Raw genomic sequence first — 26,110 nt, 5'->3', positions numbered from 1 at the left:
GTGAAGTCGAACGAGGTGTTTGGGCTGTCTCCGTAGAACCGGTTGGCTGAGGTTTTGAGCGCCCCCTGGCTGGCGAACCCATGCAGCTGCAGTTGATCTACAAGTCGTTGATCCGCAAGTGGTTGATCTACAAGAGGCCCTGCCAAGTTGTCGGCGACACTGCTGCTAGCCGCGAGCAGCAAGATCCAGGTTGTGAGAACGCTGCGTAAGTCCACGGCTATTTCACCTCGACGACCTTGATCCCGGGCAGGCTCAGGGGCTGGCCAACATAGCCGATGGCGCCTGGTGTTTGGCGAACGCGCTGGACCATTTCTGCTTCGTTGGCAACCTGGAGTGGCGCCTGGCCGGTGCCAGAGAAGACTTGGCGGTCCCAGGTCTGTCTGAGCTGGTAGGGGAAGACGCCAAGGGCGCTTTTGGCGAAGGCCTGGTGCAGTGGGGCCTCGTCGGGGAGGACGAAGACGGCGACCGGCAGCTGATCGGACCATTGGTTGATCCGCATGGTGAAGATCAGCCGTGCACGATTACGGTCAATGTCGCTGATCGCGACATCATCGTTGACAATGATCTGTTGCGCCTGTGCCAGGCTCAGCGCAGAAAGGCTGAAGCATAGGGCTAAGATCAGGGCGCTGACCTGCGGCCACTGTATGCGGGGGAACTGAGTCGCGGTGCGAGCCGTCCAGGGTGCTAATGACCGACAACGCGCACGTCGCACCCCGTGGAGGGTGTTCGAGCAATCCTTTATCCGCACTGGCTGGGGTACATCCTGGCAGCTCCGACTCAGTAAGGGCTGAAGTGCGCATGGCGCCTGCTATCAGGCGGCCCTTTGCAAGGGACTGCATGCCTGCATCTCATTTAACCCTGGGCTGGTATGCACTTTACTGATGACTGGTGATAGTGTGCAAGCCTGCGCTGCTCAATCGGCTTCCATGATGACCGCTGATGGCCATCCATAATCCAAGCAGGTCCTTGCGTCTCGCACGCGTCGGACTCGGCGCTTGGCTGCTGATCGCTGGCGCTGCCTTGGCGTTGAGCGGCGGAAGCGAGGATAGCGCGCAGCGTCATCCCGAGGTGCTGAGTCTCCGTGCTGATCAACGGTTCATCTGTAGCGCTGTGAAGATCGGCCCGCAGACCCTGCTGACCGCCGCGCATTGCGTGGTCGATGCGCGCAGCGGCGAGCTGATGCCGGCGTTTCGGCCCGCTGCCGAGATATCGCTCGACAATGCCCCGCAGCAGCTGAGCGACAAGGGCGCGATGACTGCCGTCGTTGACGACATCCTGTTGCCGGATGCGTACCGGGAGGGATTGGCAAAGCTGGCGGACTATCGTCGGCAGCGTCTCGCTGAGCTGAGCAGCATGGCGTCGGCGTTGCCGGCCGAACAGCTTGAGCAGGGGTTGCGCATGCGTTACCACTTCGCTGAGCGCTATCCTGACATCGCGTTGATTCGGCTGCGCACAGCCACCCCGGAGATCCCCGTCGCGGAAGTGGATTTCACACCGCTAGCGGCGGGCGCAGAGGTCGAGCTCGTCGGCTTCGGCTGCGCCGATCTGCATCGAGTCAGCAACCGATCCTCGGCCGCGCGCCGTTCGGGCTGGACAAGGGTGATTCGGGTCGATGCGGTCAACTTCTATACTGAAGCCGGTCAGAAGTCAGACCAGGCGCCCTCGCTCTGTCCAGGCGATTCCGGTGGCCCCGTACTCTATCAGGGCCGCGTGGTCGGCATCCACAGCGTTGTCTATGGGCTCAATGCCCGACATGGGGCGCGCTCGAATATGGCCGTGAACCTGGCGCCCTTGGCTAACTGGGAGGCTTGGCCATGAGCGATGATTCTAATTAACCGCGGATGGCGCAGATGCGCACAGGCTAAAACGTTATAAATCAATGATCTAGTGGGTTTAGTAAGGCTACCCAACAGATGACGCAGTGATGAGTGACAGCGTATTGAAATCTCTGCGTTAATCTGCGTAATCTGCGGTTCAAATGCTCTTTTAGGATGATGCGTCGAGCGCGATGTTGTCGACTTGATCATCGCATTGTCGCGATACCGCCCAGTCTTAGGCGCTCTGGCGGCTCCACGGTTAGCGCTCAGCAGCCAAGCTCTTGGTGAATAGGAATCCACAGCATTTTCAGGGATAAAGCGGGGATGCCGTTGATGCTGAAGCCGTGTATCGTCATCATCCTGCAACCTCATCTGGATCGAGCTTGTCGTTATGGTTCGCATTGTCGTCACCCCGCCCGCCGCAGTCGGAGCCGAGTCTACCGGGCCGATTCCGCTGACCCATCATCAGATTCTCGAACTGGTTGCGCCCTTTAGCCGCCGGGGTCGACAGGTCGATCTCGCCGCGAGCGATCGCGCCCTGCGCCGGCTCAACTTTAAGCCCGTCAGCCATCCGGACCTGCCGCTTGCGGGCGAAGCGCTGACCGAAAGCCTGATCCTAGAGCATCCTGAAGCCGACCAGTTCCGCCTGCGCCGCATCCTCACCGATGACTCCGGGCTCAGCTCGACGCTCGAGATCGAGGGGCCCGATGCCGGGCTGCTGTTGGAGCAGGTCGAGGCGATTGCGGTCGAGCGGCAGATCATTGCCGTTGAAGGCGTCCACATTGCCCGGAGCTATCGGTTGCAGCCGGTGGCGGCGAGCGAGCATCGGCCAGCCCATTGGCGTTTGCAGCTGACCACTGCGGAGGCGCGCGCCGAAGGTACGGTGCTGACCCTGAACGCCAAAACCGGACGCAAGATGCCAGCCGATATCGAGCTGGACGGCGAGGCAGAGCATCATCTTCAAGTGCCGGCCGACCTGTTTGCGGTATTGGGCTGGGATTGGCGTCCTCTGCGCCCGCTGGGCAAATTCTGGCGCGGCAGCGTGCGCATTGCTGCCGACGAGCCTCAGCGGACTGCAGACGCCGAGTCCAAGTTCTCGCGGGCCGTCAGCCATCTTGCGAAGACCCTACGCAGTGATCCGGCCGATTTTCATGCACGCTGGCAGTCAGCCCGCTGGCGTGTCACCTTTCAGCGTGCCATCCCTGTACTCATCGGTATCGGTTTGATGGGCTCGGCACCCTTGATCCAGCTGTTCTCGCTCGAGGATGCTTCACTCGCGCGCATGCTCATCTTCCATGCGCCACCGATGTTGCTGATCGGTATCTTCATGATGCGTGAGCTGCCGGTGATCGAGATTCCACCCATGCCTCGCCGCCTGGTTGGCCGCGACTGGATTATCGATGACGGAAAAGGCCGCCTAGAGCGGCGCTCTGTGCAAGGTGCCGAGGCCGGATGAATATCCCGCCGGTCTCGATTGCCGCGGCCAAGCAGGCGCTCATCGAACAATATGCTGAGCCCGTGCTACGCCATCGTGCCTCGATGCTCTGGGGCACACGCGGTGTCGGCAAGTCATCGATCGTGCGTCAGGTCGCGGAGCACTTCGGCGTTCCGCTGATCGATCTGCGCCTCACCACCATCGAGCCGGTCGATATCCGCGGCGCCATCTATGCCGACGATAAGCAGGCCAAGACGGTCTGGTTTCCACCCGAGTTCTTGCCGACCGCTGATCAACCCGAGGGCATCCTGTTTCTCGATGAGCTGACGGCCGCCGATCAGCGGCTACAGATCTCGGCCTACTCGCTGATCCTAGATCGGCGTGTGGGTCATTACCTGCTGCCCGATGGCTGGCAGGTGGTGGCGGCCGGCAATGCCAGTTTCCACGGTGCCGTCAGCCACGACATGGGCACCGCGCTGGCGGATCGGATGTTCCATTTCAACGTCCAGACCGTAATCGACGCCTTCCTCGGTTATGCCGTCGCGCAGGGCTTTGCACCCGAGGTGATGGCCTATCTGAAGGTGCGCCCGGACAAGCTCGACGACACCCAGACGCAGCTTGCCAATGACCACCTGATCGGTGCCAGTCCTCGCGGCTGGGAGGACATCTCCAACGTGCTGCGCTCGGGCCTCTCCGAGCAGGCCAAGCGGGTCTTCGTGCAGGGCCGGATCGGCGCCGCCAATGCCGCCGAGCTGTTTGGTGTGCTCAAGGAGATTCAGGCCGGCGTCGATGTGGTCGCGCTGCTCGAGGCCGAGCCGGGCGAGGCCACCGCGGCGCTGCTGCCGACAAACCTGGATGCACTCTACGGGATGATCTATGCGCTGCTGGCGGCGGCGAGCGACCCAGAGCGCATGGCTCGCGCACTGGCCATCATCGAGCAGCTGCCGGATGCGCCAGCCCGCGAGCCACTGCCGATCCGTGAGGCGCAGACCTTGGCGATGGAACTGCTGTTAGAGCGCGCGCTCGAGACCGGGCTCGAAGGTGCGGTGCTCGAGAGTCCTGCCTATCGGCGCTATAGCGAAGCGCGCGAGCAGGCTGGGCTCAGTGGCTAGTCTGCGATTGGTCTGGACTCAGCCGTATCCCCGTCGATGCAAGCATCCCTTCATACCCATCGCGGTACCCGCGCGATCCAGAAGATGGTCGAGTACGCACCTTCGACCGGTGGACTCGCGCTCTGGATTCGTCATCAGGATGTCGATGCGCTCCCGGGTCAGCAGCAGGGTGTAGGTCTAGAAGGTCTAGCCAACACTCAGCATCGCGCTCGCAGCGGAGCGAATGAAGAGGGCTCTCGCGGCTGGGCGGCTGAGGATACCTCTCGCGGCTGGGCGGCTGAAGGTACCTCTCGCGGCGGAGCACCTGAGGCTGAGGATGCTGTTCGCAGCGGGGCGACTGAGGATAGGTCTCGCAGCAGGCTGACTGAGCGCGGGGCGGTTGAGGCCGAGGTCGGCCTAACGGCCAGCATCGCCAATGATGGCCGAACCATCTTCTATACTCCGGCCTTCGAAGCGTTGACGCTGCCGCAGCAGATCGGCCAGGTCGCGCATCAGGTGCTGCATGTCGCGCTGCAGCACGCGCAACGCGAGCGGGCACTTGCGCGCCTGATCGGTGATGTTGATCCGCAGCTATTCAATCTCTGCGCCGATGCCATCGTCAACAGCACCCTCGGACATCTGTCCTGGCTCGAGCTGCCGCGCCAAGCGGTCACCCTCGAAGGGCTGCTCTCCAGCACCCTGCATCGCGAGCAGAGTCCGGCTGCGGCGCTGCTCGAATGGGATCTCGAGCGGCTTTACCGTGCCATCGATGACCGACGCCCGCGCTTGCAAGGGGGCACCGGCGATCAAAACCGCAGCAACCCTCGGCGAGACGGCAACAGTGGTCAGCGCAGTGGCCGCCCTGGTCGCGATGCTGTGCAACAAGCGCAGGCGCAAGGGCTAGCAGGGCAGGCGACGCAGCAACGCGTGCAGCAAATAAAGCAGCAGTCAGCGCCACAAACAACGCAGCAGACCGAGACTGAGCCAAATCCTGCGCCGAATGCTGCGCGCGAGGATGGCACGCGCGCTAGCCGCGCGCGCTGGCTTGGCGCCGAGACGCCGCGTGACCTGCTGCCGGCCGACGATGAGCTACGTCCCGAGCAAGAGGCCGAACAGGCGCGCGAATGGCGTGAGCGGCTGATCCGCGCCCACGCCGGCGACGGCGCCCACTCGATGCTGCGCGAGCTGATTGCCGACCTGCCCAAGGTGCGCACGCCTTGGGAGCACCTGCTGCGCACGCTGCTCACCCGCGGTCTGGCGCGCACGCCGGATCAATCCTGGTCGCGTCCGTCGCGCTCCTATCTGGCCAATCAGGGCCGTACCCCCGGCGGTCAGCGACTGCCCTGGGAGCCGGGCCGCACCGCCTCGCGCGCGGTGCCGCGGTTGGTGGTGATGGTCGACCTCTCTGGCTCCATCGACCCGTCGTTGCTCGAGCGCTTCGCGCGCGAGATCGAGGCCATCAGTCGCCGCCTCGAAGCTGGGCTCACCATCATCGCTGGCGATGATCGCGTGACCGGCATTGCCCAGTTCGAGCCCGGCCACTCCAACCTGCGCGAACTCGCCTTCGAGGGTGGTGGCGGCACCGACTTCAGCCCGCTGCTGCGCGAAGCCGAGCGCTATGCCCCGGATATCGCCGTGTTCCTCACCGATCTCGACGGTCCTGCCGAATACAAGCCCAGCTATCCGGTGATCTGGACCGTGCCGGCTGTCAACGCTAATGCCTGGCATCCGTTTGGGCGGAAGTTGGTTCTCGAATAGCACTACGCGGTATTGATGCACAGCTGCGTCAATCCTGAGCGTTCGCCCGGATGGGTGCTCGTCGTCCTTCTGCTAGACTGCTCAGCATGCGCCATCCTATCGACCCCAAGATCGACTGCGTCTTCAAGGCCCTGCTCGGCGCCGAGACCAACCGTGCGTTGCTGATCCACTTCCTCAACGCCATGCTCGGCTCGGAACTACCGGCTCCGATCCGTTCGGTCGAGATCCTCAACCCCTACAACGAGCGCGAATTTCTCGACGACAAGCTCAGCATCGTCGACGTCAAGGCCCGCGACGACTCCGGGCAGCTCTACCAGATCGAGATCCAACTGCTGATCTATCGCGATCTGCCGGCGCGCATCAGCTACGGCTGGGCCGATCTCTACAGCTCCCAGTTGAGCAGCGGCGAGCCCTATACCAAGCTCAAGCCCACCTATGCGATCTGGCTGCTAGCCGAGGATCTGCTCACCGATAGCGATGTCTACCTGCATGACTTCCGCCTGCGCGATGCGAGTGGCCGTTGTCTCGTTGCCCATGGCGGTATCTGGCTGGCGGAACTGAACAAGTTTCACGCTGAGCTGGTCCAAAACGAGCAGGAGCGGTGGTTAAAATTTTTCAAAGACGGCAGCAAGCTCGACAGTGACGCGCTACCGCCCTGGATGCACACCCCCGAGATGGAGCAAGCCATGAGCACCCTAGAAGGCTTTTCCGAGAAAGATCGCGCCTACCACGCCTACCAGGCGCGCCAGAACTACCTGCGCCAGCAGGCCAGTATCCAAGAAGAGCTCGACGACCGGCGAGCTGAGATCGAACAGGCGCGGCTTCGTTTGGAACATGCGCAGGCGGTTGTAGAGCAGGCGCAGGCAGACGCAGAGCAGGCGCAAGCAACCGCAGAACAGGCGCAAGCAACCGCAGAACAGGCGCAAGCAACCGCAGAACAGGCGCAAGCAAGTGCAGAGCAGGAGCGTGCCGCCAAAGAAGATGCTTTAGCCGAGATTGAGCGGCTCAAGGCTCAGCTGCGTGGTCCGAAAACCGATTGATAGCCAACTGCCTACGACCCTTGGGCGCTACTGTGTTTCGACGAACGTCGGTAGGACCGCTACCTGATGCTGACCTAGTATCAGGTGAGTCTCGCATCAGGTCGGTGAGATTCGCGAGCTGGATCAGCTCCACGATGGGCGATGCGGGGCGTTCTAGCGCAAGGCTAAGCCGCTGACTTTGGATGCCTTGGAGAAGAAGTTGAGGGGGCCGGGGATATAGGGTCCGCGGATCGAAACCCACGTACCACACGGCATGAAGCCGAATTTCGTCCCTAGCCAGCGGCTAGCTTGAAACTTGAGAGACGGGAAATCAAGGTTTGCTTGGCGGCTGTTCGCGCTGAGCTGTTCAGTCCTCCTATGCTGACTGCCGCTCCAGCCCTTGCACCCAATCGGCGACGAACTCCTCGATCGACGCGATGAAATCTGGATCATGCTCGCTGCGGTTGATGGTGCAGTGGATCAAGGTGCCCTCCGGGGCTGCGGTGATCGTCCAGGCGAGCGCATTCGGACAGCCGGGTAGGGTAAAGCGCAGCCCGTCGCGGATGCGCTCGCGGTTTACCGCGAACTGCCCCCAGAGGCAGTAGATCTCGCCGGCATCCTGCGTATCCGACCACTCCAGCACCCGGTCGATCGACGCGCAGAGTTCGGCGAGTCTTGGACCGGTGACCTGGTCTTGGAGGTGATCAGGGGTGAAGCTGCATCGGGCCGTGGCAAAGAATTCCATCTGGGGTCTGTCCGGTTGAGTTTCGGAATTACAGCATGATGGCACTGGTCGGGGACGGCGACCAATGCCGATGGTGACCCCTGTGGTGATCCCTGTGGTGATCCGGTGATCAATGGTCACTCCGAGGGCCAAGAGTGACCCGCTGGTCACTTCTCCCGCGCATACGGCCAAGCCATGATCCCACCTTCCATCACCTTGACGTTGCGCCAGCCGTGCTGCTGCAGGATCGCCGCGCCTTCGTAGCCGCGCAGCGAGATCTTGCAGTAGAGGATGATCTCGCGGTCCTTATCCTCTGGCAGCTCGTTCAGCCGGCCTCTCAAGGCACCGAGCGGGATCAAGGTCTCGCCGATACCGAGCCGCATTGCCTCGAACTCCTCCGGACTGCGCGTATCCAGGATGAAGCAATCGGCGCCATGGTCGGCGCGCTGCTTGACCTCGGTGACCGAGAGTCCTTGCATCAGCCCCTTGAGCTTGTTCTCCATCACCTGCGCCGAGACGATGGTGTGGTCCAGTGCCAACGAGTAGGGCGGGGCATAGGGCAGGTCAGCGTTGACCATGTCTTCGACGGTCAACTTGCCGCGGATCGCCATCGCCATGGTCGCGACGCGCTTGCTGACATCGCCGGGTCCGATGCACTGAAAACCGATGATGCGGCCGCTCTCGCGCTCGGCGACCAGTTTGCTGATCAGCAGCTTGCCGCTCATGAACACCGGGATGTCGAGGCCAGAGATGGTCGCAGTCTCGATGTCGTTGAGGCCAGCGGCTTTGGCCGCTTGCGCGGAAAGGCCGGTGAAGCCAACAGTGAAATCGAAGATCTTGCAGATGCCGGTTTGGGTGATGCCAGGGAAGCTGGCACTGTTCTCTCGGATGATGTTCTGCCCGGCAACGCGGCCCTGTAGGTTGGCGATGTCGCCATAGGGCGCGCGCATCCAGTGCCCACTGATCAAGGATTTGCACTCGACACAATCGCCGACGGCATAGATATCCGGGTCTGAGGTTTGCATCCGCTCGTTGACCCGAATGCCGCCCTGGTCGCCGATCTCCAGATGAGAGAGCAAGGCCAGATCGATATTCGGTCGCACGCCAACCGCGACGACTGCGAGCTGGCAGGGCAGCTCGGTGCCATTGTCGAGCTTGACTCCGGTGAGCTTGCCGTTATCGCCGAGGAATTCGGCAACGCCATTACCGACGATGATGTCGGGTCCGTTGGCGCGGATGTGATTCTCGACCAGTTTGGCCAGGTCGGGATCAAGGAACGGCAGGATCTGGTGAGTCTTTTCGATCACGGTGGTATCGATGCCGGCCAGGCGGAGTGCCTCACAGACCTCGAAGCCGATCAGTCCGCCGCCGACCACCACGGCCTTCTCGACGGCCTTGGTGTCGCGTATCGCGCGCAGGGTATCGGCATCGCCCATCGAATGCAGCGTCTGGACGCCATCGAGGTCGAACCCGGGTGCGTTGGGGCAGACCGGCCGGGCGCCGGTGGCAATCACCAGCCGATCGTAATGCAAGGTGCGCTCGCTCTCAGTCGGCAAGTGCTTGACGGTGACGGTCTTGGTGTCGCGGTCGATGCGCAGGGCTTCGGTCAGCACTAGGGCCTCGATGCCCTTGGCCTTGCCGTAGAACTGCGAGTCGCGGACATTGCCGGCCGGGGTGCAGATCAGCATGTTGCGATCGTCGAAGGTGCCGCCGACATAGTAAGGGAAGCCGCAGGAGGCCATCGATAGCTCCTGCTCGCGTTGGACTAAGGTGATCTCGGCGAATTCATCCATGCGCCTGGCCTTGGCTGCGGCCTTGGGGCCAGCGGCAGAGCCGCCGATGACGACGATACGAGTGGGTTGCGATGACATGCTGTTGATCCTTTGGTGTCGAGTCAGTGAGCGGCAGGGCTTGCTCCGACCGGACGCCAGGAACAGCAGCGGATGCTCATGCGGGTCCCGCAGACCCTGTGGTCGGGTCGGCCGATACCGCGCTTCGCCTGTCGTGGCCGCTCGCGTCACGTCCAGGCGTTGAGAACACCCGCTGGGAAAACCCTCAAGCTTTGAGTCTGAGTAGCGACCTCAAGCTTGGCGCTGATAACAATCAAGGCATGGCGTGTTTTGGCGTAACCCTTTGATCAGTGCCAAGTGCCGCGCGTTCTCGCGATAAATCTTATCGTCCCATAAAGGATTTGAAACTCTAGCGTGGGTGGTTGCTCGGCTTATTGCCACAACCGTCGTTACGGCCGCGTTTGCAGCGAGTTCAGAGTGGTGCCATTGGTGCAAGATTAAGAGGTTTACTTGATATTTATCAATTGTTTATTTGATTTTTGCTGGTTTCTGAGCGGCGCTTGCGGTCGGCGGCCCTGCGAAGGCGCACAGGAGATTACCTCAATCAATAAAACGTTGTTTTTGTTCACTGCACTTACCCATTTGCGCTGTGCAAATATTAGAATGTATCGACATTCCCCAGAGGCCAGACGAACGACAAGCCCATGAAAGACCCTGCTGTGCAACACGATGCCGAGATTGGCCAGACCGAGGTTAAGGAGACCACCTGCTATATGTGCGCCTGTCGCTGCGGCATTCGCGTGCACCTGCGCGATGGTCAGGTCCGCTACATCGAAGGCAACCCAGACCACCCGCTGAACAAGGGAATACTCTGCGCCAAGGGCTCATCGGGGATCATGAAACAGGTCTCGCCGGCGCGGCTGACCAAGCCCCTGCGGCGCAAGCCCAATGCTAAGCGCGGTACCTCGGAGTTCGAGGAGATCTCCTGGGAAGAGGCGATGACCATGCTCAGCGAGCGCCTGGGCAAGCTGCGCGCGACTGACCCGAAGAAATTCGCGCTCTTCACCGGCCGCGATCAGATGCAGGCCCTCACCGGCATGTTCGCCAAGCAGTTCGGCACCCCGAACTACGCCGCACACGGCGGCTTCTGCTCGGTCAATATGGCCACCGGCATGATCTACTCGATCGGCGGCTCGTTCTGGGAGTTCGGTGGGCCGGACCTCGATCACGCCAAGCTCTTCATCATGATCGGCACTGCCGAGGACCATCACTCGAATCCGATGAAGATGGCGCTCTCGAAGTTCAAGCGCGAGGGTGGGCGCTTCATCGCCATCAACCCGGTGCGCTCCGGCTATGGCGCGATCGCCGATGAGTGGGTGCCGATCAAGCCCGGCACCGATGGCGCGCTGTTCCTCGCCTTGACCCACGAGATCCTCAAGCTCGGCCTGTTCGACCGTGACTTCCTGATCCAGTACACCAATGCCGCTGAGCTGGTGATCGATGATCCCGAGCGCGATGACCACGGCATGTTCGTCCGCGATGAGAGTATCGAGGTCACCCGCGGCTGTACTGATCCGCAAGATAAGCTGTGGTGGGATCGGAACACCGGGCCGGTGTTGACCCATAGCGAAGGTGCTGATCCGCGCTTGCTCGGCGGCTATACGATGCCGGATGGAACGCCGGTGAAGACCTCGTTCCAGCTGCTCAAGGAGCGCGTCGACGACTACACGCCGGAATGGGCCGAGAGCATTACCGGGATTCCCGCTGCGACCATTCGCCGGCTGGCGCACGAGATGGGTGTGATGGCGCGCGATCATAAGATCGAGCTGCCGATCAGCTGGACCGACGTCTGGGACAAGGAACACGACCGGGTCACCGGCAATCCGGTCGCCTTCCATGCGATGCGCGGCCTGGCGGCGCATTCGAATGGCTTCCAGACCATCCGCGCGCTGAGCATCCTGATGAGCGTGCTCGGTACCATCGACCGCCCCGGTGGATTCCGCCACAAGGCGCCGTTCCCGCGGCCAATCCCGCCCTGCCCGAAGCCGCCGAACAGCCCGGATGCGGTGCAGCCGAATACCCCGCTCGATGGCCTGCCGCTGGGTTGGCCGGGCAAGCCCGAGGACCTGTTCGTCGACGATAACGGCGAGCCGGTACGGATCGACAAGGCCTTCTCCTGGGAGTATCCGCTCGCGGCGCATGGCCTGATGCACAACGTCATCACCAACGCCTGGCGCGGCGATCCCTACCGCATCGACACGCTGTTCCTGTTCATGGCCAACATGGCCTGGAACTCGTCGATGAACACGGTCGAGACGCGCAAGATGCTGACCGACCAGGACGAGAACGGCGAGTATAAGATCCCGTTCCTGGTGGTCTGCGACACCTACGCCTCAGAAACCGTCGCCTTCGCCGATCTGGTGCTGCCGGATACGACCTATCTCGAGCGCCACGATGTGCTCTCGATGCTGGATCGGCCAATCTCTGAGTTCGATGGTCCCGTCGACTCGGTGCGTCTGCCCGTGCTACCGCCCAAAGGTGAGTGCCGGCCGTTCCAGGATGTGATCATTGAGCTTGGCTCTCGCCTTGGCTTGCCGGCCTTCACCAACGCCGATGGCACAGCGAAGTACAAGAACTACCCCGACTTCGTCGTCAACTACGAGACCTCTCCGGGCTCTGGGATCGGCTTCCTTGCCGGTTATCGCGGCAAGCATGGCGACAAATCGCTGAAGGGCGAGCCCAACCCGAACCAATGGGAGCAGTACGCGGCCAACCATTGCGTGTTCCATCATGAACTGCCACGCAGCTACCAGTACATGCGCAACTGGAACAAGGGCTACCTGCACTGGGCGCGTGCGCACGGCATGACCAAGTGGGCGGAGCCGATCACCATTCACATCTACTCCGAGATCCTGCAGCGTTTCCGCGCTGCGGCGCAGGGTAAGTGGCCGGGCCGGCAGCCACCCGAGCGTTATCGCGAGCGCATCGAGACCTTCTTTGATCCGCTGCCGTTCTACTACGACACCCTCGAGGCGCAGCGCGTCGATACCAAGCGCTTCCCACTCACCGCGCTGACCCAACGGCCGATGGCGATGTACCACAGCTGGGACAGCCAAAACGCCTGGCTACGTCAGATCCACAGCCATAACTACCTGTTCGTGAATCCGAAGATGGCGATCGCTCTGGATATTCAGGACGGTGACTGGATCTGGGTCGAGTCGCATCTCGGTAAGGTCAAGTGCATGTGTCGCTACTCCGAGGCGGTCGAGCCGAGCACGGTCTGGACTTGGAACGCCATCGGTAAGGCGACTGGCGCCTGGGGCCTCAGCGATCGGGCTGACGAGTCGAAGAAGGGCTTCCTGCTCAACCACATCATCAGCGATGAGCTGCCTGTGGTCAGCAGCGACGGCAAACAGATCTTGTCCAACTCCGACCCGCTCACCGGGCAGGCCGCCTGGTTCGATACGCGCGTGCGTGTCTACAAGGCCGACGCGCAGGAGCCGAAGATCACCGAGCCACAGTTCCCGCCAATGAAGTCGCTGCCGGGCCAACTGTCACGGCCGAGGGTGCGTTGGCAGGCCTATGTGGCTGGTCTCTTTGGCCGTCAATAATCAGCAGCGGCCGGCGCTCAGTCGCCGGCCGTGGCTGCTCGATCAAGCTCGGAGCGCAGTCGGCCTCATCGAACCTTGGCCAGCGCGTCCACCGAGCCCAATGCCTCCGGGCCAGCATTACCCGCGATAGACCCATGACTCAACTTGCCCTCGTTATCGATCTGAACGTCTGCGTTGGCTGCCATGCCTGCGTGACCTCCTGTAAACAATGGAATACCTCGGGCTGGGCTGGCCCGATGGTGGATGAGAATCCTTACGACGCCAATCCGACTGGCACCTTCTTCAACCGGGTGCAGACCTACGAGGTCGGCAGCTTTCCCAGTACCGAGACGGTGCACTTTCCGAAGAGCTGCCTGCACTGCGAAGATCCGCCCTGCGTCCCTGTCTGCCCAACAGGCGCCTCCTATAAGCGTGAGGACAACGGCGTGGTGCTGGTCGACTATGACAAGTGCATCGGCTGTAAATACTGCTCTTGGGCCTGCCCCTATGGTGTTCGCGAGTTGGACGAGCAGCAGAAGGTGATGAAGAAGTGCACGCTATGCATTGATCGCATCACCGATCACACGCTTCCTGAGGCCGAGCGCAAACCGGCCTGTGTGATCGCCTGCCCGACGAATGCACGCCTCTATGGCGACGTGCATGATCCGGATTCCGAGGTCTCGGTCGCGATCCGCGAGCGCGGCGGTTATGCGCTGATGCCGGAGTGGGGCACCAATCCTGCGAACCATTATCTGCCGCGCCAGAAGACGCACATGCATGTGACTGAGGAAGACCTGCAGCGCTCCGATAATCCGCTCACCAAGGAAGACATCACCGTGTACCACGGTGAAGAGACCATGGAAGACGTCACTTGGTAGGTCAACGGGTAGCGCGCTTCCTCCTCATCTGAACCTCGATCAGGCTATTTCCGATGCATCCAGCTTTCTCTGTCATTTTCTTGACCACGCTCATCGGCGCGGGTCAGGGTCTCTTCTTGGCCTTATTCACTGGCCAGTTCTATTCGACCGTTGAATTGGTCGAGCCACAGCCGGCCTCGTTCTATGCGGTCGGTAGCGCCCTGTCGCTGGCCTTGCTGGTCGGCGGGCTTGCGGCTTCTTTCTTCCACCTCGGGCGTCCCGAGCGGGCGTGGCGGGCGGCCGCGATGTGGCGTACCTCCTGGCTCTCGCGCGAGGTGATCGTGCTGCCGGCAATGATGGGCATCGTCTTCCTCTACGGTGTCTTTCATTGGGCCGGTTGGACACAGCCATTCATTGTGCTGGGGGAGGGGACACTGCCCATCGATGCGACCTTCGTGCTCGGCATGCTCGGCGTGCTCGTGACGCTGGCGCTGTTCGTCAGTACCGGGATGATCTATGCGAGCGTTAAATTCCTGCAGGAATGGCATTCGCCCTATACCATCGCTAACTTCATCTTCCTGGGCACCGCCTCCGGATTCATGCTCGCCGCCGCTTACTCCGCGCTCCTCGGCAACCATTTGGTCGGCTTCTTTGGCACTTGGGCGGTCATTGCGACCTTGCTCGGCCTTGGGACGCGGACCGCCTCGTTAGTGCGTAATACATCGATCAAGCATCGGAGCAATCTGCAGACGGCGATTGGTATTCGCCACCGGGGGATCGTGCAGAAGTCGCAGGGCTTTTCGGCAGACTCGTTCAACACCCGCGAATTCTTCCATCATCAGAGTCCGGAGACCCTAAAGCTGATTCGCGTCATGTTCTTGGTCTTGGTCTTCCCGGTGCCCATCGCGCTGGTGCTGCTGGCCTATGCGCTGGAATCGCCCACACTGCCGATCGTGGCCTTCGCGGTCCAGTACATCGGACTCCTCGCCGAGCGCTGGTACTTCTTCGCCGAGGCCGAGCATCCGCAGAATCTGTACTACCAGCAGATCTCCTAGACGATCACTTGGGGATAACCGCGATAAATGAAGGCCCGAACATGACAGTGTTCGGGCCTTTTGCGTGGTCAGCAGATCAGTGTGCTTCAGTGATGCGAACTCAGCATCAACTTAAACATCTTGATATTGATGGCGATAAACCGCCAGAACTGCCAAATCAGGTTGCCGCGCATGAAACGCGTGAAGCCGGTCGGCACAGGCGGATAGTAGGCCTGCTGATAAGGCTCCTTGTTCTTTGGCGTGGTCGGGAGTGCGGTGCCTGGCTGGGTGGTTGTGTCGGTGGTCATAGACTGCTCCTCTTGGAATGAGAGTGGCTCCGGGCATCAATGCGGCAACAGCGACCAGCCCGGCCTGAGCTTGGCTTGGTAGATGAAGACATGATGGAGGATGTACTTCAGCCAGTGCCCGGCAAGGCCGACCTCACCAAAGGTCAGATCGATGTCACGACCGTACTCGGGATAGGTCTCGTAATCCGGCACCACCGGGTACACCGTCATGGTGGCGGCGGAGCCGGTAAAGATGTGCATACCGGTCGAGGCGACACAGGCCGCGCCCATCTCGGCCATCGACGCGGTGTGGGTCGGCTCCGCTGCGCCGCCGAGCATCTCGCAGATATTCGCGGCGACCGCCTTGCCGATGGTCGCCGCTGGCATGCCGGTGCGTGGTGGGGTCGGATTGATCGGCGTGCCGTTGGGGCTTTGCATTGGCTTGCTGATCAAATGCGGTGGGGCAAAGGCGATGCCGATGGCGAAGACGTTCTTGTACTTCGGCGTCTGATAGGTCTTTGGCCAGTCGGCCTTGCTCCATTCCTCGTAGGGCTTCGGCGTATAGTCGCCGTCGACCTTCATAAAGCCATTGGGCGCGAACACCTCGCTGCTGATGTCGCTGCCGTCCTTGCCATAGGCCTTGAGTGGCTGACCGGCGAAAGGCGGGATCAGCATCGCGAAGTCGAACGCCAGCTCATGTTCGGTGCCGTCGAGGAGCTCGTAGTGGAGCTTGCCCGGTTCAACGCGCTTGACCGCGGCGCGCACGATCCACTCCATGCCGCGCTCAACCATCAGTGATTCGGCAAACACCTTACCGTTGGTGATGTAGCCGCCGCGCTTGATATGCACGCCGCCCATGCCGAAGTCACCAAGCTCGTATTCGTTGCTGATCCAGATGATGCGTGCCTTGTCCCGCACCCCCTTGTCGCGGAACATGTGCTCGATGTTATAGATGTATTCGAAGGCGGCGCCCTGGCAGGTGCACATGCCGTGGCCGGTGCCGATGACGAAGGTACGGGTCTCGCCGCGCTTCATTGCCGCGATATTCGCCTGCAGTTCCTCATTGGCATGCAGCGCGTGGCCTGGGGTACAGACCGAGGTGGTGTGGCCCTCGTCCGGTCCTAGGCCTGGCGTGGCGCCAAAGTTCAGTTTCGGGCCGGTGGCGTTGACCAAGTAATCGTAGGTCAGGGTCTCGCTCTGACCGGCGCGCGCGGCCTCGGTGTATTCGAAGGTCACATAGGGCGAGTCGCTGGCCTCACCGCCTTCTGGGTGGATCGAGACCGCCTTGGCTTGCTTGAAGGTGACGCCCATCTTTTTGTAGATCGGCGCGAGCGGGAAGGTCACCTGTTTTTCGGTCATCTCGCCGACGCCGACCCAGATGTTGGATGGAATCCAGTTCCATTGTTCATTCGGCGAGACGACGACGATCTCGTGCTGTCCTGCCTGTTGTTTTTCGCCAAGCCATTTTCCGAGCCAGCGTGCGGTGGTGTGGCCCGAGATGCCCGCGCCGAGGATGACGATGCGTGACATGTTGTTACCTCCTTTGGTGGGTTTTCGATTCGAGCCTAGCAGCGCCAGCTCGTTGCTGAAAGCGGTGTAGGTCAAGGAACGACGGGGTGCGGCGCTGATCGTGGCGCGGATCGAGGGTGTCTAATAGGCCCGATCAGTTGCCCACGCCAGCGCCGCTTGCGGTGTTCACGGCTGCGGCTTCAAACTCAAGTAATGTTGGACGTGATGGGTAGGCGAGCGGCGGTCTGGACTCCGAAAGCCAGCGCGTCAGGCTCGACTCGCCCGCCGGCCACTGACCTTTGACAACATTGGTCGGCGCAGATCCCGCGAACACCAAATAGCCGTACTTGCCGTAGTGGGGCAGCTTGCGCGCGAGGCCGATCACGGCCTCGGCGCTGTCGGCGCCAACCCAGCCGAGCGGCTGTCCATGGTGTCGCGTGCTGATCACTGGGATCTGGTCAGCATGATCGTCACCGAGGAGGTTGATGCGCTGCTGTGCCGAGTCGAGCCTAAAGGACTGCTGTTCGGTGCCGATCTCGGCCAATGCCGGGAGCCAGCGGTTGCGCCAGCCAAGCAGCCAGATCGCCCGATCCGAGGGTAAGTCCTCAAGCTCAGTATCGAGCGCAACCGACCAACCTTGCTGGCCGCGCTGCCAAGCCTCGGCGAGCTGCCGATAAGCGGTACGCAGCTCGGGTGGCGCATCTGCCGGGACCAGGATGACCCCGCGCTCAGCGCCGAATAGGTTGCTCAGGCTGGCGGTCGATTCGCCCTCGGCCAGGGTGCGAAAGCTATCGAAGCGCGGGTCGACGGCGATACGGGCTGGCCGGGCATCCAGCACCGTCGTGAACTCAGTGCTGCGCTGGTCCATTGTGACCAGCAGCTCGCTGGCGGAGCCTGATTCGTCGAGGAGCGCAATCGGCACCGACATCGGGAAGGGGGCGCTGGATTGGGTCTGCTCGAGCCGGCCGCTCAGGCGCCAGCGACCGTCGTCCAGCGGTTCGGCCGCGATGTCCTCGAGGGCCAGGCTGGGTGCACCGGGGCGCGAGGTCCAAGCCGTGAAAAAGTCGCTGAGTTCTGTGCCGGATTCAGCCTCGAAGGCGGCCTGGATCGCATCCCAGCCGGCCTCGGAGAAGCGATGGTCGCGGTAAAAGCGCTGTAAGCCTTGCACAAAGAGCTGGTCACCGAGCTGAGTGCGGAGCATGTGGAACAGCATCAGCGCCTTGCCGTAGCCAATCGCCTGGGAGGCGGCGCCATGGCGGCCCTGGAAGTCGCTCAACGGCAGATCTTGGTGATCACGGACATAGTCGGCGTAGGCCTTGAGCTGATCGCGGCGATAGTCGGCGCCTTTGCCGTCGATCTCCTGGTTCAGATGGTCGGCGAGATAGGCGGTTAGCCCCTCACTCCAATTGCCCTGTGAATAGTCGACATAAACCCCGTTGCCCCACCAGTTGTGCAGGATCTCGTGCGGGTAGGAGGAGTGCAGGATGAACGGCAGCCGCAGCACTTGGGGGCCGAGGAGGGTGAACGAGGGCATGCCATAGCCGGTCTCCCAGAAGTTTTCGACCAGGGCAAACTTGGCATAGGGGTAGGGGCCAATCAGCTGGCTGTAGCGGTCGATGTAGGTCCTGGTCGCCTCGAGGTAGCGCGCTGCAAGATCGGCATCCGCGTTGCGCAAAAAGGCTTGAGCCTCGGCGTTTTCATTTGGTTGCCGATACAGCGTGAACGGAGCGGCAATGAGATAGAGCTCATCTTGTGGTGCGCTCTCGCGCCAGCCGATGCGCGCCTGTTCGCTGTCCTCCTGGATCTCGGGGCCCTCGCCTTGGGCAACCGCAAGCCAGTCTGGCGGCAGGCTGACTTCGAGCGAGACCGTCTCGAGGGTGCCCAAGACCTTCGGGTACCATCCGCTGTAGCCGCTGAGGAAGACGCCTTCGGGGTTGATGGTGCCGATCAATTGCTGCCGTTCGCGCCCCATGCCCTCGCGCACGGCGCTGAAGTCGTGTTGGATGCGGCCTTGATAACCGAACTCGACCTCTGCCCCAGGCTGGGCTTCTAATCGGTATTGAGTCAGGTGTCCGCGTCTTGCAGCGGGTTTGAGCGTCGCGTTGCCGCTGAGGATCTCGGGCTCGAGTCCTTGATGCAGCTGGATGAACATGGCCGCAGGGCGACCCGTTGGCGGTGATATTGAGCCTGGTGTCTCGGGCGAGTCGGCCGGAAGACGGAGCCGATCGGTCGCACTGAGCGAGCCGTCGCGCGGGTCGAGACGGATGCGGATCTGATGCGCGACCACAGGCTGCCTGATGCTCGCCTCTGATGCTGCAAGGCTGGTCGTGCTCAGGCCTAGCAGCCCTAGCAGGCTGAGGAGAATGAGCCAGAGGTGCGCCGTTGGTGGAAGCGTCGGGAGGAACTTGTTGGAATCATGCATGGTCGCTGTCACTTAAGTGGGGCCAGAAGGCGTCCGGAAGGCGATAAGGTGCTTGCCGCGAGCGCCATTCCCTGATGATCCTGAGTCACAACGGGAATCACAATGGGCTCATCGTTCAGGATGAGGGCGCGCCGATGAACCGATGATAGGCGCGCTGCCTGATCGTTACCTTCGGCTGTCGATGAGGAACGTTTGGTGCGAGTTCTAGCCGCTGCTGGCTTTGAACGCCCAGTCGTCGCCCAGTCGTCGCTCTATGTGCTCAACGAGCATCTCACGCGATTCATTTTTCGGGATACGCCGCGCAATGAGAGTTAGGTTCCCCCGCTGAGGTTCCCAGCGGTGCACGACGTCGACACGGACCCCTTCGCTTGCCAACTCGCCATTGCATGGAGCCCTGAGTCGTCAGTGCTCTCGTGTGCGCGAGCAATCAAACCTAGAGATATTTACCATGCTGCGATCGCCTTTGCCCCTTAGAACCCCGACCTGTCAGCGCTCGACTCGAGCGGTGATGCTAGGTCTGTTGTTTGTGTGCTGCCTGTTCTCGAGCGGGTTGATTGCGATGCCTGGGGCTAACGCATCCAGTGCCGCGGCTGGGTCCGCAAGCCCCCATCCCGAGCAAGGCGCGCCAATGGCCAATCATGCAGGGATGCCTCCTGCGGAGACAGCGATCCATCCTGCGACAGGCCCGGGCATGGACCCGGCCACCAAGGTGCTCGATCTATCCAGCTTGGGTGAGCTTGATGGCCTTATCAAGCAGCTTGTGGATAAACGGGTGGTGTTCATCGGCGAGTCTCACGATCGCTACGAAGATCATCTGAACCAGCTCGAGATCATCCGCGGGCTGCACGAGCGTGGCAAGCCGGTCGCGATCGGCATGGAGTTCTTCCAACAGCCGTTCCAGGACAAGCTCGATGCCTATATCGCCGGCGACCTCAGCGAAGAGGCGCTGTTGCGCGAGACCGAGTACTTCGAGCGCTGGCGCTTCGACTATCGGCTCTACCGGCCGATCTTGCGCTATGCGCGTGAGCATGGCCTCCCGCTGATCGCACTCAACCTGCCGCGCGAGATCACCGAAAAGGTCGGTGATGGTGGCATCGCGTCACTCAGCCCCGCGGAGGCGGCGATGATCCCGAGTGAGATCGATCGCGAGGCTCCAAGCTACCGCGCCCACCTGCAGAGGGTGTTCGAGATGCATCCAAACGGCGATGATGCCTCGTTCGAGCATTTTCTCGAAGTCCAGCTGCTCTGGGACGAGGGCATGGCCGAGCGCGCGGTCCGTTGGCTACAAGCCAATCCTGAGTCGCAGCTGATCGTGCTCGCGGGTGCTGGCCATGTCGAATACGGTCGCGGCATCCCGTCGCGGGTCAAACGGCGGCTGGACGTGCCAATGTCGATCGTGATGAGCGGTCAACAGCGGCCGCTCGATCCTGAGATGGCGGACTTCCTGCTCTATCCGCAGCCGGTCGGCTTGCCGAAGACGGGTCTGATGGGGGTCATGCTGGATACCGACTCTGAGGGCCAGGGCGTCGCGATCCAGGGCTTTGCGCAGCAGAGCGGCGCGCGCGATGCGGGGGTCAAAGAGGGTGATCGGATCATCGAGATCGGCGATACCAGCATCGACTCCTACGCCGATATCCGCATCGCGCTGATGGACAGCCGGCCGGGCCAGCAGATGCCGATCGCGGTGCTGCGCGATCCACTGGTCGGTGGTGCCGAGCAGCTCAGCTTCGACGTGACCTTGAAATGACGTCAGGCCCAGCAATAGTGCCCGAGCTGCTCGCGCCAGCCGGAACCCTGCGCAACCTGCGCTACGCACTGGCCTATGGTGCCGATGCCGTCTATGCCGGCATCCCGCGCTACAGTCTGCGAGTGCGCAACAACGAGTTCGGCACCCTAGACGCGCTCGCCGAAGGGATCGCCGCAGTGCGTACCGCCGGCAAACGCTTCTATCTGGCCGCCAATCTGATGCCACACGGTGCCAAGCTGGCGACCTTTATCGCCGACTTGGAGCCGGTGATCGCGCTTGCCCCAGATGCGCTGATCATGTCCGATCCTGGCCTGATCCTGCTGGTGCGCGAGCGTTGGCCGGAGGTCGCCATCCACCTCTCGGTGCAGGCCAATACGACGAACGCGGCGGCGGTGCGCTTCTGGCAACAGCAAGGCATTCGGCGCGTGATCCTCTCGCGCGAGCTGTCGCTCGATGAGATCGCCGAGATTCGGCAGGCCTGCCCGGACATGGAGCTGGAGGTCTTCGTCCATGGCGCGCTCTGCATCGCCTACTCAGGGCGCTGTCTGCTCTCGGGCTATCTGAACCATCGGGATGCGAACCAGGGCAGCTGCACCAACGCTTGCCGTTGGTCCTATCGCGTTGGGCAAGCGGTTGCGCCGTCGTCGGCAACGCCGTCTGGAGCGCATGAGAGCGAGCAGGAAGACGACAACGAGGACGCGAATGCAAGGATGGACGGAACGATGCGAGCGGCGCCAGGCGCGATGGCGCCCACCGAGCGATTGGCGATTGCGAGCCGAGCCGAGGAGCTTTTGCCTGGGTTAGCTGCGTTAGGACCAACCCCGACGCCAGAGCGTCATCCCGAAGCCGATCAGGCCTGGCTCCTAGAAGAGGCGGAGCGCCCCGGTGAGTACATGGCCCTGTTCGAAGATGAGCACGGCAGCTATGTGATGAACTCGCGCGATCTGCGCGCCGTTGAGCATGTCGCTCGGCTGAGCGCGATCGGCGTCGACTCGCTGAAGATCGAAGGCCGGACCAAGTCGCACTATTACACGGCGCGCACCACCTCGGTCTACCGTCGTGCGATTGACGATGCCGCGGCCGGGCGTGGCTTCGATCGTGCTTTGCTCGACGAGCTCGAAGGCTTGGCGAATCGCGGCTACACCGAGGGTTTCCTACGCCGCCACGCACCTTCAGAGCTGCAGAACTATGCGGCCGGCAGCTCAGTGAGTCAGCGGCGGCAATTCGTCGGCGAGCTGGTACGAGTCGATGCCGCTAGCGGTCTGGCCGAGATCCGCGTCCGTAACCGCTTCGTGCTTGGCGATGAGCTGGAGTGGATCACCCCCGCCGGCCTGCAGCGCTTCCGTCTCGAGCAGCTGAGCGCGACCGATGGCCGGCCGCTTGATGCCGCGCCTGGCGACGGCTGGACGGTGCGTATTCCGATGCCTGAACAACCGCTCGCGCCGGAGGCACTGCTCGCGAAGGTGATTTGAGATCTTCCGCTTGGGTCGTCCGAATGGCTCGCTTCTCTGCATTGACCGTTTGCTTGACCGCGACTCCGTCAGTGACTAGGGTCTAGACATGATCACCTGGGATGACGCCAAGCGGCGCAGAAACCTCGCCAAGCACGGCTTGGACTTTGCCGAAGCCGAGGCGATCTTCGATGGACCGATCTTTACCGAGCAGGAAACTCGCGAAGCCTACGGCGAGCCACGGTTTAAGACGCTGGGCATGCTTCATGGCCGCGTCATCGTGCTCGTCTGGACTGAACGGGACGACGACCTGCAGTTGATCTCTCTGCGATATGGTGACAAGCGTGAAACCCGAGACTTCTTCAAACAGCTTCAGCCCTGAGCAGATACAGGCGATGATCGATGCGGCTCCCGAGAAGGCCGTGTTCGACGCAGATAACCCGCCGCTTGACCCTGAGTTCTGGGAGAATGCGGTCTTCGTCGCGGGTGGTGGGCCGGAAGCGGTCAAGGCCGCGTTAGCTGAACGGCGCCGCTTGCGCGGTCCGCGGAAGGCCTCGACCAAGATTCCAGCCACCATCCCGCTCGATCCGGACGTGCTCGCGGGACTACGCGCGACCGGCAAAGGCTGGCAGACGCGAGCCAATGCGGCGCTGCGCGAATGGCTACAGCACCGTGAGCACTCCTAGCGCCCACGGACAAGCCCCATCATTAGATCACAGATCCTTGGACCAGCACTCAGCGCAACACCACTCCGAGAATCCACCCTTCCACCTCGGCTAGGGCGCGCTCTGACGGCGTCAAGGAAGGGCTGAGGAATCCTTGTAGAGAATCGTCGAGATCGGCTAGGCGCAGCCAGGCGGCGACCGCATAGGCGTCGTGCTGGTCCGATGTGCGGCATTCGGTGGGGAAGGCATGCTTCCAGAGGGCGGGGTAGACCTCGGCCACCGCTGAGCGACCTGCTGGGATCTCCCAACCGTCGAAGGGCCAGCAGTGCAGTCGATCGCCGAGCTGCCGGCGCAGAGACAGCAGCCAAGGCAGGCCAGCGTGCGTGGACTTGGCGACCTGACCCTGGACGTCGAAGTGGAAGACCGACTTGGCCGTGCCGGCGCGCTCCTCCGTCAGGCGTCGCCAACGGGGATTACCGGCGCGCTGCGCCCCTTGGCCGACGTCGCCGTATCGGACGAAGTCGACATAGATGTCCTGATCGGTTGGCCAATGCCGTTGGAAGTCCTTTAGGAAGGCCGGCCAGTCGAGCGGCAGATGGTGGGCCTCGAAATAGGCCAAGGGAAACGAGAAGGCGTGATCGATGCCGACCAGTGTTGGTCGGTCTTCTGCCAGTCGCTCCACCAGGTACTGAGCGAGGCCGCGGCGCGTCCAATACTTGCGCGGGCTCGGCGGCGGTGGAATCTCGGCGGGCGGCTCCGTGCGCGTCGCTGCGTAGAGGCGAAGGCCCTTCAGGCTGCTGCTGGGGGTCTGCGCGCCGGAATAGTCAATGCCGAGGTAGCTTTCGAATTGCGGCATCGGCGGTCAGGCGGTGGTGAGCTTAGCGTCGAGGGCGGAGAGAAGATTCGCGGCGGTGGCGCGGGAGGCGTTGAGTTGAGCCTCCAACTGGTCGACTAAGGCCATCAGTTGGTCGACTTTGGCGACGATGCGGCGTTGTTCGGCGATGTTCGGCGATGGGGCGGGGAATGGAAATTCGCTCCCACTTGCCCTTATTTCTGATTGGAGGTGCTGGTCTTCGATCCACCTAACCAGGAACAGCTGAAGCGCCTGCTCACCATCAAACTCCTCGGGGTGCGGCGCCAGTTCGAGACTGATGACGGCGACATCATCGGGCTGTTCAAAGGGATGTCCCACGCCGACGTGGAGCGCGTGTTGCGCCGGGCGGTGAAGGACATGGTGCTCACCGGTGTGGAGTTTCTGACGCATCGCAGTCTCGAGGCCGCAGTGCGCCGGGAAGATGGAAGAAGGGCGCGCATGAAACGGGGTTGATCAGCCATGGATGAGAGTTACCCGCACCTGACCCTGGAACGACTGATATAGACTGGAAAGCCGTCTTGTCGTCAACTGCAAAGCCCCAGTAGCGAGCCAGCGTTTTCAAGGTTCCTCATCATGGATCGGTCATCGGACATTGTCCTGATGTTTGGGACGTCATGGTCACTGAAGAGTCGGTGGCTCTAATGACCTAATTTCGGAAGGGCCGAAAGCCTTTGCCTAGTCGCGACGATATTGTCCGGATTCTCAGCTAGACGGCGAAGGCCTATCGGCAGCACAAGCGAATACGCCTCGACGCCGCTCACCCGCCCGCCATTGAAAAGTCCCTCCGGGAGATGGGCATGAAGTTGCGCCCTGCGTTGCCTGATACCGGGGCATTGAGGCTGCGCAAGAACCTCATCGATCACTGTAGCAAGTGGCAGATCAAGACGTTTCTCGGCGCCCGGCACCTTTCCGAATATCAAGATGGTACCGGATGATCGCTTCGCGGAACTTGCCAATCCTTGGGCTCGTTGTGGCGGCGCTCTAGTGCCTCCACGCCAAAAACCGATCCCTCCCTAATTTTTTTCTGCACCACAAGCATTTGAAAGCAAAGGTTTACGATCAGAAAAAATATCTAAAGCCGAGTATTTAAGAGCCTCAATATAAAAATTTGTAATTCAATTAAAATATAAATACCATAAAAATCAGTAATTTACAATTATTAAAAATAATTATTAATTACAAAAGATTGAGTTAGGGTACTTACTTGCGGCATAGTTTAATATATTCATCAATGCTGTTTAAACCAGACCTCAGGAAACCCAGCATACTTACACCTTTGTATTCGCAGGTTGTGCAAACGGAAAGAAGAGTTAAATACTCATTAATTCCCTGTTCACCATTTAGCTTTTCGATAGCATTGCGCAATCTGGCAAATGCCTTAATAGCATGTTCAGCGTTATTGTTGTTCCATGGAACGCCATCATGCTCCAAAAACGTGAATAATTTATCACGATTCTTCAAAAAGCGTTTTTTATAGTGCAAGAACAAGGCATGCGTACATTCTTTATTCTCTATCCAATCATAGAATACTTTCACCTCTGACCGATGCTTTATCAAAGCCTTACGCATTAAGCCAGCCTCATCAATTGTGTTAACAATCGATAGAAGCAACGCCCCAAATTTCGACGCCAATGCCCGAAGCTCGGAATTAAAAGGCTGTTTAAGAAGGTCGTTATTGATGTCGCGCATCAAATGGATAAGGCACTTCTGTTGATGACAGGGAATTGATTCATAACCAGCATAAAAATCGGAAACGAGAACGCCGGAAAAGTCTTTGAGAAATTCACGCACCTTCTCGGATTCACGGGTTTCAGTAAAGGTAACCGTTCACGGCCTCTTGAACCCGAAGTAGCTGACCCTTTTGGTCCTAGACTCAGAGTCGAGATCCGGTTAATGTTGGCGCATGCATCCGATCATGCACGCGGTACAAGGCCGGCGCTGTTCGCCCGCGCTCAGGTTGATCACACGGTGCGATGACACCTGAGCAGGCACAAGCGATCTATGCGGCCGGAGAGCAGGCGGTTATCGAGCGCCTGTGTG

20 protein-coding genes and 1 pseudogene are annotated in these 26,110 nt (G+C 61.2%); 12 read left to right on the top strand and 9 right to left on the bottom strand.

Annotated elements, in window-relative coordinates:
* Positions 1-217: 217 nt before the first annotated feature.
* Positions 218-499: a type 2 periplasmic-binding domain-containing protein gene (locus tag CKO42_RS11980; RefSeq protein ID WP_200244313.1), complete on the bottom strand. Its 282-nt coding sequence runs from the start codon at positions 497-499 to the stop codon at positions 218-220.
* A 440-nt stretch (positions 500-939) separates the two neighbouring features.
* Here CKO42_RS11980 and CKO42_RS11975 point away from each other — a divergent pair, with 440 nt between their 5' ends.
* The 5 genes from CKO42_RS11975 to CKO42_RS11955 all read left to right on the top strand — a co-directional run bounded on the left by CKO42_RS11975 (position 940) and on the right by CKO42_RS11955 (position 7,141).
* Positions 940-1,818 carry a trypsin-like serine peptidase gene (locus CKO42_RS11975; RefSeq protein ID WP_200244155.1) on the top strand — a complete coding sequence of 293 codons (879 nt, stop codon included), beginning with the start codon at positions 940-942 and terminating at the stop codon, positions 1,816-1,818.
* 390 nt (positions 1,819-2,208) lie between these two features.
* Positions 2,209-3,273 (top strand): hypothetical protein, encoded by a 1,065-nt coding sequence (locus tag CKO42_RS11970; RefSeq protein WP_200244152.1) that lies wholly within the window; start codon positions 2,209-2,211, stop codon positions 3,271-3,273.
* Positions 3,270-4,364: an AAA family ATPase gene (locus tag CKO42_RS11965; RefSeq protein WP_200244151.1), complete on the top strand. Its 1,095-nt coding sequence runs from the start codon at positions 3,270-3,272 to the stop codon at positions 4,362-4,364. Before CKO42_RS11970 ends, CKO42_RS11965 begins: the two co-directional genes overlap by 4 nt.
* A gap of 36 nt (positions 4,365-4,400) precedes the next feature.
* Positions 4,401-6,101 (top strand): vWA domain-containing protein, encoded by a 1,701-nt coding sequence (locus tag CKO42_RS11960; protein ID WP_242479334.1) that lies wholly within the window; start codon positions 4,401-4,403, stop codon positions 6,099-6,101.
* 86 nt (positions 6,102-6,187) lie between these two features.
* Positions 6,188-7,141, top strand: a complete 954-nt coding sequence (locus CKO42_RS11955; protein WP_200244146.1) for an Rpn family recombination-promoting nuclease/putative transposase — start codon at positions 6,188-6,190, stop codon at positions 7,139-7,141.
* Positions 7,142-7,496: 355 nt separating this feature from the next.
* On the opposite strand, the gene CKO42_RS11950 is transcribed toward CKO42_RS11955, so the two are convergent.
* Positions 7,497-7,865 carry a hypothetical protein gene (locus CKO42_RS11950; RefSeq protein ID WP_200244144.1) on the bottom strand — a complete coding sequence of 123 codons (369 nt, stop codon included), beginning with the start codon at positions 7,863-7,865 and terminating at the stop codon, positions 7,497-7,499.
* A 146-nt stretch (positions 7,866-8,011) separates the two neighbouring features.
* A complete protein-coding gene (locus tag CKO42_RS11945; RefSeq protein ID WP_200244142.1) occupies positions 8,012-9,715 on the bottom strand; it encodes an FAD-dependent oxidoreductase in 1,704 nt (567 codons plus the stop codon).
* 623 nt (positions 9,716-10,338) lie between these two features.
* Between CKO42_RS11945 and soeA the strand changes: the two genes are divergently transcribed.
* From soeA to soeC, 3 genes are all read left to right on the top strand, one after another.
* Positions 10,339-13,245, top strand: a complete 2,907-nt coding sequence (gene soeA / locus CKO42_RS11940) for a sulfite dehydrogenase subunit SoeA (protein ID WP_200244140.1) — start codon at positions 10,339-10,341, stop codon at positions 13,243-13,245.
* A gap of 134 nt (positions 13,246-13,379) precedes the next feature.
* Positions 13,380-14,102, top strand: coding sequence for a sulfite dehydrogenase subunit SoeB (gene soeB, locus CKO42_RS11935; RefSeq protein ID WP_200244138.1), 723 nt, complete (start codon positions 13,380-13,382; stop codon positions 14,100-14,102).
* Positions 14,103-14,155: 53 nt separating this feature from the next.
* Complete coding sequence (gene soeC / locus CKO42_RS11930) at positions 14,156-15,136, top strand: sulfite dehydrogenase subunit SoeC (RefSeq protein WP_200244136.1); 981 nt, start codon at positions 14,156-14,158, stop codon at positions 15,134-15,136.
* 86 nt (positions 15,137-15,222) lie between these two features.
* On the opposite strand, the gene CKO42_RS11925 is transcribed toward soeC, so the two are convergent.
* From CKO42_RS11925 to CKO42_RS11915, 3 genes are all read right to left on the bottom strand, one after another.
* Complete coding sequence (locus CKO42_RS11925; RefSeq protein ID WP_200244133.1) at positions 15,223-15,423, bottom strand: hypothetical protein; 201 nt, start codon at positions 15,421-15,423, stop codon at positions 15,223-15,225.
* 36 nt (positions 15,424-15,459) lie between these two features.
* Positions 15,460-16,932 carry an NAD(P)/FAD-dependent oxidoreductase gene (locus CKO42_RS11920; protein ID WP_200244131.1) on the bottom strand — a complete coding sequence of 491 codons (1,473 nt, stop codon included), beginning with the start codon at positions 16,930-16,932 and terminating at the stop codon, positions 15,460-15,462.
* Positions 16,933-17,065: 133 nt separating this feature from the next.
* The gene (locus tag CKO42_RS11915) at positions 17,066-19,333 is read right to left on the bottom strand and encodes a M1 family metallopeptidase (RefSeq protein ID WP_200244130.1); all 2,268 of its coding nucleotides are present in this window, start codon (positions 19,331-19,333) and stop codon (positions 17,066-17,068) included.
* A gap of 628 nt (positions 19,334-19,961) precedes the next feature.
* On the opposite strand from CKO42_RS11915, the gene CKO42_RS11910 reads away from it, so the two are divergent.
* From CKO42_RS11910 to CKO42_RS11890, 4 genes are all read left to right on the top strand, one after another.
* Positions 19,962-21,080, top strand: a complete 1,119-nt coding sequence (locus tag CKO42_RS11910) for a ChaN family lipoprotein (RefSeq protein ID WP_242479333.1) — start codon at positions 19,962-19,964, stop codon at positions 21,078-21,080.
* Entirely contained in the window at positions 21,077-22,552 is a 1,476-nt protein-coding gene (gene trhP, locus CKO42_RS27295; RefSeq protein ID WP_242479332.1) for a prephenate-dependent tRNA uridine(34) hydroxylase TrhP, read from the top strand. Before CKO42_RS11910 ends, trhP begins: the two co-directional genes overlap by 4 nt.
* 88 nt (positions 22,553-22,640) lie before the next feature.
* A complete protein-coding gene (locus CKO42_RS11895) occupies positions 22,641-22,913 on the top strand; it encodes a BrnT family toxin (protein WP_200244128.1) in 273 nt (90 codons plus the stop codon).
* 13 nt (positions 22,914-22,926) lie between these two features.
* Complete coding sequence (locus CKO42_RS11890) at positions 22,927-23,217, top strand: BrnA antitoxin family protein (protein ID WP_200244126.1); 291 nt, start codon at positions 22,927-22,929, stop codon at positions 23,215-23,217.
* A 49-nt stretch (positions 23,218-23,266) separates the two neighbouring features.
* On the opposite strand, the gene CKO42_RS11885 is transcribed toward CKO42_RS11890, so the two are convergent.
* From CKO42_RS11885 to CKO42_RS11875, 3 genes and pseudogenes are all read right to left on the bottom strand, one after another.
* Entirely contained in the window at positions 23,267-24,052 is a 786-nt protein-coding gene (locus tag CKO42_RS11885; protein WP_200244123.1) for a hypothetical protein, read from the bottom strand.
* Between the two features lie 6 nt (positions 24,053-24,058).
* Positions 24,059-24,460 carry a restriction endonuclease subunit S domain-containing protein gene (locus CKO42_RS26940; RefSeq protein WP_207148723.1) on the bottom strand — a complete coding sequence of 134 codons (402 nt, stop codon included), beginning with the start codon at positions 24,458-24,460 and terminating at the stop codon, positions 24,059-24,061.
* Positions 24,461-25,270: 810 nt separating this feature from the next.
* Positions 25,271-25,879: pseudogene (locus CKO42_RS11875) on the bottom strand (IS66 family transposase); the annotation flags it as partial.
* Positions 25,880-26,110: the final 231 nt, after the last annotated feature.

The organism is Lamprobacter modestohalophilus, assembly GCF_016583905.1.
Taxonomy (GTDB): Bacteria; Pseudomonadota; Gammaproteobacteria; order Chromatiales; family Chromatiaceae; genus Lamprobacter; species Lamprobacter modestohalophilus.
This window is presented reverse-complemented; position numbering and strand designations above follow the sequence as displayed.

Bases quoted from the DNA above. Each gene is read 5' to 3' on its own strand.
- CKO42_RS11980 (WP_200244313.1), bottom strand. From the start codon at position 499: ATGCGGATCAACCAATGGTCCGATCAGCTGCCGGTCGCCGTCTTCGTC.
- CKO42_RS11975 (WP_200244155.1), top strand. From the start codon at position 940: ATGGCCATCCATAATCCAAGCAGGTCCTTGCGTCTCGCACGCGTCGGA.
- CKO42_RS11970 (WP_200244152.1), top strand. From the start codon at position 2,209: ATGGTTCGCATTGTCGTCACCCCGCCCGCCGCAGTCGGAGCCGAGTCT.
- CKO42_RS11965 (WP_200244151.1), top strand. From the start codon at position 3,270: ATGAATATCCCGCCGGTCTCGATTGCCGCGGCCAAGCAGGCGCTCATC.
- CKO42_RS11960 (WP_242479334.1), top strand. From the start codon at position 4,401: ATGCAAGCATCCCTTCATACCCATCGCGGTACCCGCGCGATCCAGAAG.
- CKO42_RS11955 (WP_200244146.1), top strand. From the start codon at position 6,188: ATGCGCCATCCTATCGACCCCAAGATCGACTGCGTCTTCAAGGCCCTG.
- CKO42_RS11950 (WP_200244144.1), bottom strand. From the start codon at position 7,865: ATGGAATTCTTTGCCACGGCCCGATGCAGCTTCACCCCTGATCACCTC.
- CKO42_RS11945 (WP_200244142.1), bottom strand. From the start codon at position 9,715: ATGTCATCGCAACCCACTCGTATCGTCGTCATCGGCGGCTCTGCCGCT.
- soeA (WP_200244140.1), top strand. From the start codon at position 10,339: ATGAAAGACCCTGCTGTGCAACACGATGCCGAGATTGGCCAGACCGAG.
- soeB (WP_200244138.1), top strand. From the start codon at position 13,380: ATGACTCAACTTGCCCTCGTTATCGATCTGAACGTCTGCGTTGGCTGC.
- soeC (WP_200244136.1), top strand. From the start codon at position 14,156: ATGCATCCAGCTTTCTCTGTCATTTTCTTGACCACGCTCATCGGCGCG.
- CKO42_RS11925 (WP_200244133.1), bottom strand. From the start codon at position 15,423: ATGACCACCGACACAACCACCCAGCCAGGCACCGCACTCCCGACCACG.
- CKO42_RS11920 (WP_200244131.1), bottom strand. From the start codon at position 16,932: ATGTCACGCATCGTCATCCTCGGCGCGGGCATCTCGGGCCACACCACC.
- CKO42_RS11915 (WP_200244130.1), bottom strand. From the start codon at position 19,333: ATGCATGATTCCAACAAGTTCCTCCCGACGCTTCCACCAACGGCGCAC.
- CKO42_RS11910 (WP_242479333.1), top strand. From the start codon at position 19,962: ATGGCCAATCATGCAGGGATGCCTCCTGCGGAGACAGCGATCCATCCT.
- trhP (WP_242479332.1), top strand. From the start codon at position 21,077: ATGACGTCAGGCCCAGCAATAGTGCCCGAGCTGCTCGCGCCAGCCGGA.
- CKO42_RS11895 (WP_200244128.1), top strand. From the start codon at position 22,641: ATGATCACCTGGGATGACGCCAAGCGGCGCAGAAACCTCGCCAAGCAC.
- CKO42_RS11890 (WP_200244126.1), top strand. From the start codon at position 22,927: ATGATCGATGCGGCTCCCGAGAAGGCCGTGTTCGACGCAGATAACCCG.
- CKO42_RS11885 (WP_200244123.1), bottom strand. From the start codon at position 24,052: ATGCCGCAATTCGAAAGCTACCTCGGCATTGACTATTCCGGCGCGCAG.
- CKO42_RS26940 (WP_207148723.1), bottom strand. From the start codon at position 24,460: ATGCGTCAGAAACTCCACACCGGTGAGCACCATGTCCTTCACCGCCCG.